The sequence below is a fragment of the Actinoplanes sp. NPDC026623 genome (assembly GCF_040638275.1).
GTDB lineage: Bacteria > Actinomycetota > Actinomycetes > Mycobacteriales > Micromonosporaceae > Actinoplanes.
Window position 1 is genome coordinate 67,801 of record NZ_JBEZXZ010000003.1, and the last position, 15,903, is coordinate 83,703.

General features: G+C 66.6%; 7 protein-coding genes. 2 read left to right on the forward strand and 5 right to left on the reverse strand.

Translation table 11 applies throughout. The annotated features are described in order from the left end of the window. Nucleotides 1-86 precede the first annotated feature (86 nt). Nucleotides 87-1,613, forward strand: a complete 1,527-nt coding sequence (locus AB0F10_RS01720; RefSeq protein WP_360619851.1) for an Ig-like domain-containing protein — start codon at nt 87-89, stop codon at nt 1,611-1,613. A 387-nt stretch (nt 1,614-2,000) separates the two neighbouring features. On the opposite strand, the gene AB0F10_RS01725 is transcribed toward AB0F10_RS01720, so the two are convergent. From AB0F10_RS01725 to AB0F10_RS01745, 5 genes are all read right to left on the reverse strand, one after another. Continuing rightward, entirely contained in the window at nt 2,001-8,387 is a 6,387-nt protein-coding gene (locus AB0F10_RS01725; protein ID WP_360619852.1) for an RHS repeat-associated core domain-containing protein, read from the reverse strand. A gap of 296 nt (nt 8,388-8,683) precedes the next feature. Then, entirely contained in the window at nt 8,684-9,634 is a 951-nt protein-coding gene (locus AB0F10_RS01730; protein WP_360619854.1) for a helix-turn-helix transcriptional regulator, read from the reverse strand. Between the two features lie 220 nt (nt 9,635-9,854). Continuing rightward, on the reverse strand, nt 9,855-13,313 hold the full coding sequence (locus AB0F10_RS01735) for a LamG domain-containing protein (RefSeq protein WP_360619855.1): 3,459 nt from the start codon (nt 13,311-13,313) through the stop codon (nt 9,855-9,857). A gap of 389 nt (nt 13,314-13,702) precedes the next feature. After that, complete coding sequence (locus AB0F10_RS01740; RefSeq protein WP_360619857.1) at nt 13,703-14,191, reverse strand: hypothetical protein; 489 nt, start codon at nt 14,189-14,191, stop codon at nt 13,703-13,705. Nucleotides 14,192-14,385: 194 nt separating this feature from the next. Then, on the reverse strand, nt 14,386-14,673 hold the full coding sequence (locus AB0F10_RS01745) for a hypothetical protein (RefSeq protein WP_360619859.1): 288 nt from the start codon (nt 14,671-14,673) through the stop codon (nt 14,386-14,388). 239 nt (nt 14,674-14,912) lie between these two features. Here AB0F10_RS01745 and AB0F10_RS01750 point away from each other — a divergent pair, with 239 nt between their 5' ends. Further along, nucleotides 14,913-15,890: a helix-turn-helix transcriptional regulator gene (locus tag AB0F10_RS01750; RefSeq protein WP_360619861.1), complete on the forward strand. Its 978-nt coding sequence runs from the start codon at nt 14,913-14,915 to the stop codon at nt 15,888-15,890. The last annotated feature ends 13 nt before the right edge of the window (nt 15,891-15,903 follow it).

Sequence of the window (15,903 nt, forward strand, 5' to 3'; positions counted from 1 at the left end):
GCAGGCATCGATACCGGCTAAATCGACGATGCGCGTCCGCGTTCGGCCTTGGTAGCCTGTGCAACCCTCATGATCTTGGAGGATCGATGCACGCACCATCGCGGATCGCCCGGCGTCTCGGCGTCTCGGCGACCGCGGCTCTCTCCCTTGTCCTCACCGGCACCGCACCAGCCCTGGCCGAGGACACCACCCCGCTTGACACCACCCCGCCGGTCATCACCAGCACCGGCCTGACTGATGGCCAAACTGTCCTGCGGCAATCGGTACTGCACCCCGTGGTCACCGATGATGTCGCGGTCACCACCGTCCTTGCCCGGGCCGGTGCGGGCAGCTTTTCGCGCTGCACCGTCGACGCCTCCCAGGGTCTCAGTTGCTCGGTCACCATTCCCGTCGCGCTCAACGGGACCGACATCGACATGACGGTTCGCGCCTTCGACGCGGCGGGCAACCGCGCCGACCGGATCACCCGGGTGCACGTCGTCGCAGTGGCCTTGTCCGGCGTACTCGCGCCGAAGGCTGGAACGGCGATGCGTAGCGGGCCCAGGACCGCCACGCTGAGCGACGTCTCGACCGAAACAAGCAAGATCGAGATGACGGAGGGATCCACCGGCGCCGTCCTCGCCACGCTCACGGCTGAACCATGGACCTTCACCTGGAACGCCTCCGCAACCGCCACCCCGCCGTGCTTCCGGCTCAGCGAACCAGCCGGTAACAGCACAACGTACTGCTCGAACTACGTCGTCTCCGACGAAGCTCCCGTGATCGCATCGGTCTGGGCCTGGCACGAATATGGTGGCGACGAATTTGGCGGCAAGCTTGCCTGGTCCAGCCGGCTCGACCAGGGCACGGGTTGGATTGGCGCCGACGGCACGATCACGTCGAGCCCCACGGACAAGACCGGAATCGATCACACCGAGCTGTGGGTCGACGGCGTTCTCCGCAGCAGCACCACCGCGCAGTCGGCCTTCTTCGACTGGCACGACGCGACTCGCGGAAAGGCCTTCGCGAACCTTCAGGTGCGCGTAATGAACCGGGTCGGTCTCACCACCACCAAGGCGTTTCGCCTGAATATCGACAACGTCGGGCCGGTGCTGCGGATCTCGCCGCGAGCCGGCACGCTGCTGCGCGGCAAGCAGGTCACCGTGACCAAAACCGCGACCGACCAGCACCGCATCGTCCCGCCCGAGTCGGCCGGTTTCAGTACTCCGTGGCAGGCCTCGCCGTTGTCGTACTCGGAGTACGTGACCCTGCACGGGGACGGATCGATCCGGCTGCGCTTCTCCGTGTACGACGAGCTCGGCAACCCGTCCGCGCTCAGCAGCTTGGTGACCGTGGACAACACGAAAGCCACGGTGGGGTTCGCGACAGCACCGAAGAACAAGGCCAAGGTCAAGGGAACCGTCAAGGTGACCGCCAAAGCGAGCGACAAGTACGGTGTCGCCCGGGTCCAGCTGCTGATCAACGGCAAGGTTGTCGCAACAGACACCTCGGCGGCCTTCAAATTCTCGATCAACACAAAGAAGTACGGCAAGAAAATCAAGGTTGGGCTACGGGCGTACGACAAGGCCGGCAACGTGACCACCACGTCAACACGTACCTGGTACCGCCGCTGACCTGACGCGTGGACGGCCCGGTCTTGCGGTGCGAGACCGGGCCACTCATCCGCACCGGGAAATCTCGGTCATCGCGCACTGTTGAGGGGCGGGTGACCTGCGGCTTCGTGTCGTATGACCCGGCCGTTTCGCCGAAGTTGTTTGTTTCGTCGCATCCGGCGGGCCGGTTCTCGCCGCTTCGTCCTTGATGCGTTTGCGGATGTGCCGGGCCGCGGCCAGCCCGGGCGCTTTCCAGGTACGCGCTGAGCTGCCTCGCGGTCCACACCGCGACCCGCCGGGCGTTTCGCCGGTCAGTTCCGACCGCTCGATGCGGCCCTCGGTCCAGACCTGCCGTCGTCATGGTTCTCGATGAACCATGACGACGGCAGGTCAATCTGGATCTAGGTTCTAGGTCCCCTTTTGAATGAGCACGGACTGCGGTATGGAACTGTTGAAGTCAGTCCCGCCGGATGAGGCTCCTTCAGATGAAGACCCTCCTGAAGACGGCTTCGATTTGCGGAAGCTGATCTTTTCCTTCCATTGAATTCTCTGCTTCTTGGCGGAGCCTGGTCCTCTCTGGAACTTGCTGTTCACCCAGTTTCCCACCTTTTCGTCCCACTCCTGGCTGTAGCCGCCGAGGAATGGCGCGGTGTGTGTACCGGAATTCATGTCGCTCTCGTTCTCGACCCAGAATGTCACGGTCGCGACGCCGGCATTCCTGTCGATAGAGTCGACCTCCCATTTCAAATCGTACGAACCGAGGAAGAACGCCGTTTCATTGTGCCGAATGTCGTCGATCAGGTGCTTGGTGTTCAGCGTGTACGACAGCGTTTTGGTTGCGTTGCTCTTGTCGGCCGCGTACTCCGGGGTGTACTCGGGGTTGTTCTTCGCAATCTGTTCGGCAACCATCTCGCGCGCCTTCTGCACGTGACTGTGCTTCTGGAGCTGCTTGGTCATCGAATTGTCTTCCGTGAGGGTCCGATCGTCAGGTCCGGTACCGCTGACCCACTCCCAGCCGCATCGCACCGGGCTCGGGTCGCTCGGCGAGCCCATGACCGCGGTCGTTATCGACCTCTCCCTGTGATAAAGGTCAGTCCAGGCGCCGCCGTAATTGCTGGACATGTAGGCCAGGCCGTTGTCTGCCGCCTTGCCCCCGTGGTCGACCCCCGAGGTCATCGCGCCAGCCGTCTTGCCGAAGGCATACACCCCGGCCTTCCAAGCCGGTACGAAGCCGGGGATATTGCAGACGAGGCAGCTGTCCATGCCGGTCGGGTCGGACAGCGTGATCGGGCTGTTGTCGGCGTAGCTGTAGGCGTTCCAGCTGGCCGGCTTGTTCGAATCGAATACCGGATCGACCGAGATGAACCGGCCGAGGGCCGAGTCGTAATATCGGGCTCCGATATGGACCAGGCCGGTCGGGTCGTTGTCGCCACCCACGAATCCACGTTCGCTCCCCCAGGCGACCGCGGTGCCACGAGCTCCGCCGTACGGAGTCTGCCGCCGCTGCACAATCGCCTGATTGCCGGCCGCGATCGAGAGCTGCTGTGTGCCCTGGGTGTCGGTGACCAGCCAGGTCAGCGGGCCGCCGGAGGTTACCGAAGCGCAGTCCTGCCCGGCCCAGTTGTAGAACCGGGTCGCGGTGACGACACCGGTCGACTTGTTCCGGCGCACCTCCTGCCCCGGGAGGTACAGCGTGGTGCCGGAGGCGTCGGCGCGTAGCAGGCGGGTTCCCTCGGCGCTGTAGACGTTGCCGGTGGTGCCGCTGCCGTCGGTCACCGAGGTCAGGTGACCTTCCACGTCCCAGTTGAGCGTCTGCGTTCCACCGGCAGCAGCGGGCCGGCTGTTCATGTTGCCGGCCTCGTCGTAGCCGTACGAGGTGGCGCTGTTGCCGCCTGGACCGGTGACGGTGACGGCGGTGACTCCGTGGGCGTGGGCCGCTGTCGCCGCAGGATAGGTGTAGCTCGCGATGGTGTCGCCGGCCGCCGCGTGAGCGGTCTGCGTCTTGCGATTGCCAGCCGCGTCGAACGTCCAGGACTGCCAGTACGGGGCCGGGCCGCCTAACCCGGATGCGGACGCTGCTGCCGAGCAGTCACCAGTGGTCGGCGTCCACGCTTCGCTCAGCCTCTGCTCGAAGTCGTACGTGAAGCACTGGGTATCCGCCGCTGCGCCCGATGGGGCATCGGCGAGCTTCACGACGTTGCCGGTCGCGTCGTAGGTCAGGTTTACGTCCGCTACGGTCTGCGGGCTCAGCTGGCGGATCGTCTGCGCCCGCACCAGCCGGCGTGTCACATCGTCATAGGTGAAGCCGCGCTGCAGCCAGTTGCCGGACGTGGCTTGGAACTGGATGAAGCTGGTCTCCCCGTACGCGGTGTAGTCGGTGTTCGTCACGTACTGGCCCAGCCCGGGCGCATTGGTCTGCAACTGCTCGGGCTGGCCGGTTGCGTCATCGTAGGTGTAGGTAAGCGTCTCGGCACCGAGGCCTCCCACGTTCGGGTATGACACGGTGGCCAGCGACCCGTCCACCTTGTAACCCCGCGTGGTGCTGTAGGTGCCGGCCAGACCGGTAACGGATGCCGGGATGGTGATGTCCTCACCAGTCGGCTGGTACAGCGGGGTGTAGCCGCGCACCTTCGTCTTGTATTCGTCGGTGCCGACCCACCGGCTGGACGAGGCCAGCTGCCCCTTGCCGCCGGCCGGGTCGTACTCCCAGCTGAGCATCTTGGTGCCGGCGGTGGAGCCGAGATACTGGACCTTCTTGCGGCCGATGGAGTCGTAGGTCCAGACGAGCTTCTGCTGCTTGGCGTCGGTCATGGAATCCATGTCGCCGTTGTTGTCGAAGTGCACGCTCGACGAGCCCTTGTCCGGGTCGGTGGTGCCAGTCTGCCGGCCCATCAGGTCGTACTGGTATGTCCAGCTACTTCCGGCGTTGTCGGTAACGGAGTCCTTGTTGCCTCGGGCGTCGTAGTGGAACGTCTGCACGTCGTACGTGCTGCGCACGTTGCTGCCCACGTCGCCGGCGTTGTGGTACTGCCGCATCTCGACCGTGCGCCCTTGCCCGTCGGTGATCGACGTGGTGGCCACCCCGCCGGGCGGCGGCACAACCGAGGTCCGGTCGCCGCCGTAGACGGTGGTGGTTCGCCACTTCTCCGCGCCGGAGGACTTGACCACCGCGGCGGTCTGCCGGCCGGCACGGTCGTACTCGTTGGCCGTCTGGACCTTCGGCTGCCAGTCGAGGACGGTGAACAACGTCGTCGACGGCTGCACCGCGGCGTCGAAGTGGGTGCTGGTCAATGCCGAGCGGCCGGCGGCGTCGTACTTGGTCTCGGTGAATACCGTGCCGACGTTGCCCGTGGCCATGGACATCTGCTGGGTTTGCCTCGGGCGCAGCAGCCCGTCGTAGAGCGCGTGGCTGGTGACGTAGGTGCCGTTGGCATTCAGCTTCTTGGTGGTGACCGCGTTCATCCCGCCGGAGGCCTTGTTCAGGTAAACGTACTCGGTGTTCGGCTGGGTGGAATATGTCGCCTTCGGGTGGTTGGGCAACCACAGCTTGATGATCCGGCCGAGGCCGTCGTAGCTGATATCGGTACGCCTGCCGTTGACGTCAGTCTTGGCGATTGCCTTGCCGTAGCCAGGCTCCAGCTCACTGGTCGACGTCCACAGGAGCGCATTGGTCTCAGTGATCTTGGTGACGGGTCCGCCACTGACCGGGGTGTATGCGGTCAGCGTGTGGCTGCCGCGCTGGTCACCCTCGTCCGTCTTACGGCCGTAGCTGTCGTAGGCGTAGGTATTCGTGGTCATCCATGACGATCCAGCGGTCGGCGTCCACGACTTGGCCCGCTCGTTGAGCGTCGTATCGCCCTTCGTCGGCGCCTGGCCGTAATCTCGGCTGTCGAAGCTGGAGCGGACGTCGGATATCACATCCTCCTCTTTCGTCGGGTTCTTGCCGCAAGCCAGGGCATACGACTCGATCCGGTTCGCCAGAGCCAGGATGTTCGCGGTGGTGTTGCGCCCGTACGTCGTCTTGGTGCACTGCTCATCACCGGTGACCGCGACATCACCCGAGTCGGCCAGCTGCGTCTCCATGCCGTATGAGTCGTAGGTGTAGTCGGCGCGTGCGACCTTGCGGCCGCCTGCGGCAAGCACCGTCGCGTTCCAGGTGCTCCAGGTGCTCAGGTGCCGGGCGTAGGTGGTTGAATCGCCGATCTTTCGAGTGGCGGTCGGTGCGGACTGCCACGGCGTGGAGAACTCCGACGAGACCGGGGTGGACTCGACGCCGTTGAAGACGGTGGTCTGCCGCAGCGTGCCGGCGAATGCGTCCTCGTCGTTGACCGCCGGGGAGTCGGCCGCATCGTCGGCGTCGCCGTCGGCGTTGCCGTCGATGGCCGGCAACTTGTCGGTACGGGTATCGCCGGAGCCGTCCTGGTCGCCGTATATACCACGGAAGTAGACGGCCTCGCTCAATGTCTGTTTGCCCTGGCCGGGCTCGCCCACCCGGGTATTGACCTGACGGTAGCCGCGGAAGTCGGACCAGGTGCGCAGATTGTCCTTCGTGATGCCGTCGTCGTCGGTGTGGTGCCAGGCCGGCGTGCCGACGTACTCATAGTTGGTGGTCACGTCCGGCGCGCCAACCGCGTTCGCGCAGTTGGGGCCGGTGGCGGTGACACAGTCCGCCTGGGTGACGGTGGAGACGAGGTACCGGTGGAAGTACTCCGTCTTGATCGACTTGTTCGGTTGTTGTTCCTTGACCGGATAGCAGCGCTTGGTGTTGTTCTGCGGCGAGGACGGTAGGTTGCTGCCCGAACACTCGGGATCCGTGTATCGCACGTCCAGCTTCAATCCGGAGTCTGTCCAGATGGTGCTGATCCGCATCCAGTTCATCGCCGGCTTGCCGTCCGTCGCCGTGTCCACCCGGTTGGCCAGCTGGACCCAGTCGAAATTGACGTCCGGCATGGCGACCGTGCCGGCGTTCCGGCCGGAGTGCGAGATCGCCTCCAGCCACATGCCAGCCCGGGTGCCATCACCGGGGTCCGGCCAGGTGTGGGTCAGCGTCCAGTTCTCCACGTCGCGGTACTCGCCGGCACCGGCGTTCCACACCTTCGTGGTGATCTGGGCGAGCCGCTTGGTGCTCCAGAAGGTCGGGCTCCCCTGGTCGTCGGTGCAGGTCGTCGACGAAGTGCAGGACTGATCCCACGGCACGTCGCCCCAGTGCGCCTGGTCGTGCGTTCCGCAATCGGACAGGCAGCGGTCGGCCGGAGTGAACACGACGGTCATCGGCGCCGCAGTAGCGGTGTTCGTGGTGTCTTTGCCGGTCCGGTTGTCGGTGCCGTAGTCGATGTGGTCGAGCGTGCCTCCGCGGGTGTAGCTCACCACGTCGGTCTTCTTGTTGTTTCGGCCGTAGTTGTTCGACTCGGTCTTGTAGAAGAGCGACATCGTGTTGCCGTGCCGGTCGACGACGTAGTCCAGGTTCCAGCGCCAGGCCTGATTGCAGAACGAGTCGACGAAGGCGGTCGCGTGGCATTGCTCATTGGCGTGGTTGCCGGCGACCGGGACGGTCCAGGTCGAGTTGGTGGTCTTGTTCGCCGGGGCGGTACCGGTGTAGCCCGGCAGCCGGTTCAACCCGAAGTAGAACTGGTTGCCCTCGCCGGTGGTGACTCGCCAGTACTCGTTGTCGTTGTCGCCATTGACGGTCGTGGTCAGGTGCTCGATCTTCGAATTGTCGTCATTCTTGAGCCGCCACCCACCTCCGTCCTTGATCATCTCGCCGCCGCTGCCACTCAGTGACAGCGTGGCGTTGTCGGTGCCCCAGCAGAGGTCGCCGCTATCCGCGGTGTTGTTGGCGCCGCTGTTGCTGCGGTCGTCGGAGCACGACGCGTACCGCCGCTCAATGAAGCCCGGCCAGTATTCGAAGCCCTCGCCAACCCAGGAAGGCTGGTTGTTGGTGGTCTCGCCGCGCCCGTCCACCGAGGCCGACGAGTAGGCGAGCGAGACCTGCGGCGCGGGTCCGCCCAATGACGGCGGGCTGCGCATCGGGTATGCCCAGGAGAAGTCGCCCGAGTTGCCGCCGGCCGACCAGGTCGACGACGCCTGCAGCGGGGTGGCGCTGTAGTCGCCGGAGTTGCCGCCTGCGCCCGCTGCCAACGCCATCAGCATCGTGGCGGGCGCGGCCTTCGCGGATGCGGTCTTCTCAGACGCAGCCTTCTCTGACGCCGCCGGAACGGAGATCTCGGCGGTCACCTGTCGGCTGGCCTGGTCGTTGCGCGATACCAGGGGCACGCCCTGACAACCCGGCGCGTCCGGTGTGGTCAGCGCGCACTCGGGCAGCGTGACCAGCCGCAGCCGACTTGCCCAGTCTCCGCCGTAGGCGCCGGCGAAGGCCGAGTAGTCGATACTCACCCCCGTCTTGACCGCCTTCGAGCCGGTATCCGCCCGGGTCACCCGCACCAGCAACCTGTCGCGCTCAGCGGCTGGCACCTTGGCGCGATCGAGCAGTTCGACATCGAGACTGACCTTGGCCGCCTGGGCCGAGGCGCCGATGGCCCGAAGCCGGACCGGGGTGTGCCCGGCACGAATCGGCTTCCCTGCGCCGGCGAGGTGGGCAGTGGCGCGCTCGGCTGCCGGCCACACCGGCGCGGGAGCGCGCTTGCGTGCCGCGCCCTGCGATAGATCGGCCGGGCGCCCCGGGCTTACGACCTTCTGGCCGTGGATGGACTTGATGTCGCGCGGCCTGATGGGCTGCGGTGTTGCGGCTGCCGGGTCGGTGGGCGCGACGGCCAGCGAGGCGATCGTCACGAGCATGACGGCCGCGAGGCGGCCGACGCGGCGTCCGTGCCGGGTCAACCCCCCTGTATGCACGCGACCACCGCGATGCGGACGGCGAGGCATGGGCTTCCTCCGTTGTACAAAAGGGACAATTCGGCCCAGCGGAGCGCAGGAGGTGGTGCCACATGTGGGGGTGACGTGCCAGGACGACGAGAGTCGCCGCTCCCGCGCTTAGCGATGCCGGCAGGAGAAGATTGCCAATCTCTGGCGGTCTTGTCAGCGGAGACGGACTGAGAGGAACATGGATGCGCTGTTCCACTCACCAGGCAGGATCAGTCCTCCACCGGGGAGGCGGCGCCCAGCCAACCGCGCTCGACCGTGCGGATGCCCGCCTGGAAACGACTCCGAGCTTCCAGTCGACCCATCAGCGCCGCCACTGTTCGGCGTACGGTGCTCAGGGAAACCCCGAGCCGACGTGCCGCCAGCTCGTCGGTGTGGCCCTCGGCGAGCATCCGCAGCAGCTGCCGTTGCACCGGGTCCAGTTGTCCGTCCAGCTGGCCGACCTGGTGGTCGAGCGGCGTCGAGTCGGACCAAAGCTCGTCGAAGAGCGCGCACGCCACCGCGACGACGCCGGAGTTGGTCACCTCGAGCATGCCCGCCTCCGCCGAGTCGGGATCGATCGGGACCAGGACAGTCGCCCGGTCGTACACGGCCATCGGCATCGGCACGGAGGGGATGGTGCGGACCTCGTGGCCCGCCTCGGCGTAGTCGCGTACCCGGGCGAGTTGGATGGTGTCGAACCGGACGCTGGTCTGCACGAGATGACGCACCGTGACCTCGGCCACCAGATCGGCCGTGGGCCCTTGGTCGGGCACCAGCAGCAGAACCTCACGGCGGGCCAGCGTGCCGAGCTCCGTCATGCGGGTGATGATCGCGTCGAGTCCCTCGATCCGGCGTACCGACGCACCAGCCGAACTGCCTTGCTGCGCGGTCATCGCCATCACCGCGGTCCGGGTCGCCTCGATCTGCTGGCGCCGGGCGATGACCTCCGCCTCCGCTCTGGCCAGCAGGGCGGACAACCCGACCGCAGGAGCGACCGCGACCCATTGGGATTCGCGCTCGGTGACCAGTGCGAGGTCGACCAGCTGCTGCTGAGCGGTCTTCACCTGTTGTTTGGTGAACATGAGGTGGGCTGCGATCTGGTCGATGCCCCAGGAGTGGTGCACCAGCAGGACGCGATAGACCGCCTCGGCCGCGACACTCAGCCCGCGTGATTCCAGCACGACCAGTCCCCCTTGCTTCCGGCTCGCCTGTGCCGCCGGCGCGAGGATTTTGGCATACCTGGTCGAGGCCCTCCGGGGTGGCTCAGGCATGCATTCTTTCCACCGCCGAATCCATCGACGGATGCAACAGCGTCGGCCCAGTCGCTCGACCGGCTCACCGCAAACGAATCGGGCCGCGCCCGTGAGGAGGCGCGGCCCGATTCTGCCAACTGGCGGGCGATCAGTCCTCGTGCAGTCCGGCAATCTCCCGGGCAGACATCGTGCCCTGGTAGACCTTCACCTCGTCGATCAGGCCGCCGTAGAACGACCCGGTCGGCAGAGCGCCGAGCCGCAGGCCGGCCGCTGCGAAGGAACCCTTGCCGCCGGTGGCGACCGGCTGCTTCACACCGTCGACATAGAGCGCGACCTCACCGCTGCCAGCGTCGAAGACACCAGCCAGGTGGACCCAGTCGTCGGTCTTCGCCGTGGTGGCCGACAACGCGGTGGTTACCGATCCGTCCGGGTTCGCAACGCCGAACGCCCACTTTTGCGAGACCTGGTCCCAGTATAGGGAGAATGAGCCGCCCTGCGACATAACGACACGTTTCTGGGCGCCCGGCTGAGTCATGTTGACCCAGGCGGAGACGGTGAATGACTGGTCAGTACGCAGCACGCCGGTCCCAGTATCAGCGTAGCCATCGAGACCATCGGTCTGCAGCGCGTCGTTGTAGTCGTGGCCGCCGAGAACGAACTGCGCCGATGGGGGTGCGTTCACCCACCCGGCGTCCAGCGTCATCGACCGCCCGAAGTAGGCGCCGTCCAGCACGCTGTCGCAGTAGCAGTCCATGCCACCGCTGAAGTCCCACGAGCCGACCTGCATCGGTGCCAGGATGCCGGTCGTGCTCTGCACACCCGCGCCCGGGTCGGCCGTGGTGCCCCAAAGGTCATCGGTGGTCAGCACCCGGTTGTAGAAGCGCACGTCGGCGATCTGGCCCGGCCCCTGGATCATCCCGCGGGCGGAGCCGATGTGGGTCTTGCCTCCGGCCGCCCAGGGGGCGACAGCGCGCGTCGCACTCCCCGACAGCGCGCCGTTGCTGTAGATGCTGACCCGCTTCTCCTTGGCGTCGTAGACGGCGGTCAGGTGGGTCCACACCCCGAACGTGGCTGGCGCGTAAACGAACGTTCCGGCCGACGAGGTCGCCGAGTCCGCGTCGTAGACCACGAAACCCCAGCTCTTGGCGTCCTTCGTGTTGTAGATGATGAAGCCGGAGCCCGCCGCGCCATCCTGAGCGGCCACCACGCGGTAGGCGTTGGACGTGTCGGTCAACCGCACCCAGGCCGAGACGCTGAACGACTTCGAGGTATCCACCACCGGCCCAGCGGTCGAGGCGTCGGCACCGAGACCGAACGTCGCGGCACTCGCGCCGAGGTAACGGGCATCCTGCGTCCAGTTCACATTCGTACCGGTCAGGGCGGTGCCGCTGACCTGGTCGGTCAACCCGTGCTGGCGCAGGTCGTCGAGCGGATAGCTGGCCACCGCCGCCGACGGGCTGTCTACCAGGAAGGTGTAGGTCCTGATCGGGCTTGCGATCCCGGCCTGGTTCTTGCTGAATGCGTAGAGCGTGTTCAGGCCGTACCGGGGCGGTGTGAGGTCCGTCGGCCCGAACAGCGCGCCGCCGGTAACCGGCACCGTGTTGGTGGGGGGCGAGATCCAGCCGTACGTGTAACTGACCACGTTGACCTTCTTCGGGTCGCTCGCCGGCTGCGCGATCTTGAACGGCCCGGAGACGCCTGGCCCGCCTGCCGCCGTACAGGATTCGAGCGCCGACGGTTCACATGGCGAGTAGATCGTCGACGTCACGTCCGGTGGCAGCGGCGCGGAGGCGTTCACCGTGAAGTTGCACCACCCCGACCAGTCGGAGTTGGCGTGTTTGTCGTTGGTCATCACCCGGAACGTGTAGGTCTTGCCCTCGGCCGTGACGCCGAGGTTGAGAGTGATCGATCCGGTGTTGTTCGCCGGCTTGCTCGGCCCAGCGACCGCGGTGGCGGTGGTCGCGCCCAAGACCTTCCATTCGAAGGTCGAGGTCAGTGTGTCGGCGGTGTCCGCGTCGACGTACTGCGCCTGCAGCACCGGCGAGGTGGTGCCGATTGCTCCGCCGCACGCCACCCCGCTATACGGGTGGAGGTTCGCCGGCACGCCCGGCTTGCTGTTGAAGGTGACGCTCAGCGCCGGAGCGCCGTGGCCGCCGGTGGTCGTGGTGGTGAAGAACTTCTTCCACCGATCCTGGGAGGACTCGTACTCGTTCGAGGTGTTGCAGGCGCACAGGCCGACGGCGTAGGTGTTCCAGCCACCCTTCGCGGCCGTCGCGATGTCATTGATCAGGGTTGTGCCGGTGAAGCTGACCAACTGGTCCGGCTGAGCGGTCGAGCCGCCGCACCCGCCTGCCTCGTTCGCATGCGAGGCTGCCGACGCCAGCCAGGTCGCGCTGGAGCCGAGTGGGCGCGTCGACCAGGACATCCGGGCACCGTTGCCCGCGGTGATCGCACCGCTCGGGCGGTACATGTGCGTCCAGGTGTCGTCGCACGACCAGGTGTGGTCCACCCAGATGTTCATCGATGCGCCGAGGATGGACTTGCCCTTCCAGGTCAACGACCCGGACGTGGATGGAAAGTCGAAGAATGAGCGATATCTGACGCCGTCATACGGGTTGATGCCCACCCAGCCCATGCCGTCGACGTCCCAGTCCTTGTTCGCCGAGTTGGCGTAGGCCCACTTCGAGCTGGCCGGACCGATCTGCGGGTCGATATAGACGGGGTAGACAGTCGCCGGGTCGTCCAGCAGCCCACCGGTCGCAGTCACCACCAGGTCGCCCTGGCCAGCTGTCACCTCCAACGGCCGCGACACCGCAGCCGCGCCCGGACGGGCCGCCGAGCTGACCAGCTCCGGGTCGGGCTCGGTGGCGGCGAGCGACCGGGCCTGCGCCGGAACGACCGGTCCAGCCACGCCGGCCAGCACTGACGAGTCCCACGCCGACGCGGTCGAGGTCACGGCAACCGTACGGTTCTTACTGGTGGCGAACCGGACGTGCCCGTCGCGGGTCGGAGCCGGGGTGACGTCGCCGCCCACCTTGAACCGGATCTCGCGCAGCGCCGGGTTCTTGGCCGCGGTCGCGTTCTTCACCACCAGGACGTGTTTGAAGCCACCGACCGTCGCGGTCAGCGCCAGGTCGACGTCCGGCAGAACATCCGCGTAGACGGCGGTCGCGCCATTCACCGTCGGTGAAGGCAGCTTGCCCTTCCAGCCGAGGGTCATCTCGGCGCCACCGGCCTGGAAGGACACCGCTGGTCCGGTGCCGCCGGCCGAGAACCGCACCGGCGACGGGCTTGCCACCGGTTCGATCGAGCCGTCGGCCGCCTTTCGCAACGTGATGTCGACTTTCGCCCATTTGTTGCCGGAACGGCGTACCCAAACGGGCGACATCGACGTCTCCATCGTGGTGGTGCCGTCGGCGTTGGCGTACGACGATCCGTACTCGCTGCGTGCCGACAGGATCTCCACGCGCCCATCGCAGGCCGCGGCCGCCCGCTGCGCCTCCGCCTCGGCGGGAGATGTGGCGGGGCACGCCGCGGCGGCGGCGCCAATCGGTGCGGCCAGCTGCACCGCCGTGCCGATCGGAATGACGGAAAGGGTGGCGCCCATGGTCAGCAAGAGCGTGCGGGTAATCCCGCCACGCCCATGCGATACGCCATCCCGCCTCAGCGTTCTCAACAGTGCCTCCGGCAGTCGCGAGTCGAGTGGATCACCCGCGAGCATTCCGGCCGGCCGGCCCGAAAGCACCGCTCCCGCCGTTGCCGGAAGCGGACAAGCCCGAACCGGCCACCTCGGTGCGCGGCTGATGCCTACCCCCACACCCCGGCGCGGCGCATGGAAGAAGCGGAGCTTCCCGATGTGTCGTCGCCGGCTTCGACAAGCTCAGGTCCTCGGCCGAAACCTCGCAGGCGAGGTTGGAGCCAGCCGGTCAGGCCGCGGTGTCGGCGGCCTGTGGAACGCGGCCGTCGACACTGGCGTCACCAGGCAGTGTTCGCTGGTCAGAGGCAGGTCGGCCGCAGGTCCCGAGGCGTGTATTCGATCTGCACGTGGTAGGTACCCTCGGCGCCGCTGACTACGTGAAGACTCCACGTGCAGTGGGTCCCGTCCGGCTTCGAGGCGTCGTAGACATTGGTGCCCTGACCGAATGTCTTCCAGCCGCTGGAGCCCGCGAGGTCCGCATAGAAGCGCGACACGTCGTCGGTAGCACCGGCCCGGGTGATTTCGCGATCGAGCATTCCGAGGCTCGGGGATCCGGAACCCGCCCAACCGCAGCTGACGGTCTCGGTCGGCGCCGCGGCAGTGGCGCCAGGCGGAGCCTGGGTCAACACCGGCTCGTCGCTCAGCGCGGCTACCGACTTCGGGTCCGGATGGCAGTCGCGGTCGGTGACGTCCCCCGATGCTGCGTCACCCAACACGCCACAACCGCCGAGGCAGAACCCCAACGTCCCCACCACAGCTGCGTAGCTGACAATGCCGACCCGACCCACCGCGCACACCCCAAGTCTGTTTGATCTTCGCCCGGTGGAGCATAGGTCGCGCTCCTCCTGGCACAACACCCCGGTCAAGCGATAGAGCCTTCAGCCAGGTTCCGGCCTCACCGCGTCTCGGAACCGCAATTCGCAAGCAGAGCGATTCGGTCTTCGGCCTGGTCAAAGGCCGTGCGATCCAAGCAGCCACCCGGTCACCGGCTCCGCCGTAAGACCTGCCAGCTCCGGAGCGCTGGAATCCGGTCCAGGGCGCGCAGGCAGACCACGTACGCCGTGATGTCGGCGACGGACTGGTCGACGGCGAGGGTGAAAATGGCGACGTCGATGCCGCCGGCGCCCGGACGGGCATACATGTGCTGCACGCCGTCGGCGGGAGTTGTATGCGGCCAGAGCAGATCGGTCACCGCGGTGGCGGCGACCATCGGTTGGTCGACCCACGGCGGGATCAGGCTCAGGGTGGACATCAGCACGGTCGCCTCCATCTGATCAGCGGTGCGAACGGGCCGTAGAACGGTGGAGTACGAAAGCGCCTTCTCACTCCAGGACATCCCTATCTGCCATCGATGCCTTCAGAAATTGTGACGGCGAGGCGCATCCTGGTCATCGAAGAGCGGCTGTCCTCATTTGGCGTGGCCGGTTGCGGACAGACGAATACCTCTCGTAGCCCACGAAACAGCCCTGGTGGAGAATGATCTTGGTTCAGTGACCGGGGGAGGACCATTTGCTGGAGTCGGTAGGCCTGACGACCGAAGTCGAGGCCGTATATGTGGCCATGCTGCAGAATCCTATGTGGGGGGTCGAGGATCTGGCGGCCGCGCTGCGGATCAGCGAGGAGTCGGTCCGCGATGCGCTCAATGCCATGGCCGACCAGGCGCTGGTCCAGCCCCGCGAAATGGCCTCACTCGAACTCGCTGCGGTCAGTCCACACGCCGCCCTGATCACCCTGATGGCCAAGGCCGAGGCGGACCTGATCAGCCGGCAGGGGCAGCTGGACGCGGCCCGGGCCGCGATCGCCTCGCTCACCGCGATCCACGACGCCACTCGACAGCGTGACGAGATCATCCGGCTTGACGGTCCAAAGGCCGCCAGAGAAAGACGGTTCGAGCTGTCGATGAGCATGGTGAGCGAGCGCCTCTGCCTCATCACCAACGGCGCCGACCTGAGCCATGAGGCGTTGGCGGTCGAGCAGGAGCTGAAGGAGCAGGCCGTCGCCCGCGGAGTTGTACTGCGTGAGGTGTTCCCGGACAGTGCCCGGCACCGCCCGGCCATGGCGGCCCACACGAAATGGCTGGCGGCGAACGGCGTGCCCGGCCGCACGGTGCCCGACGTGCCAGTCAGCCTGCTCATCGCGGACGGTTCGGTCGCACTGGTCCCCGCTGACCCCGACGACCCCGACCGCGGCGCAATAGAGATCCGCAGCCCCGGTGCGGTGGCTGCCCTGCGCCTGCTTTTCGAGCAGGTCTGGAGGAGCGGTACACAGTTCGGCCAGCGCCAGGAGACCGGAGACGGCGGCCTCACTCCGCAGGAACGTGCCCTGCTGCGCCTCTTCGAGGCTGGATACACCGACGAGGCCGCCGGCCGCAAACTCGACCTTTCCGCGCGTTCCGTACGCCGCATTACGGCGGAGCTGACCGACCGGCTCGGCGTGTCGAGCCGCTTCCAGGCAGGCGCCGAGGCGGTTCGTCAGGGCTGGTTGTAGTCGACAGCCGCCT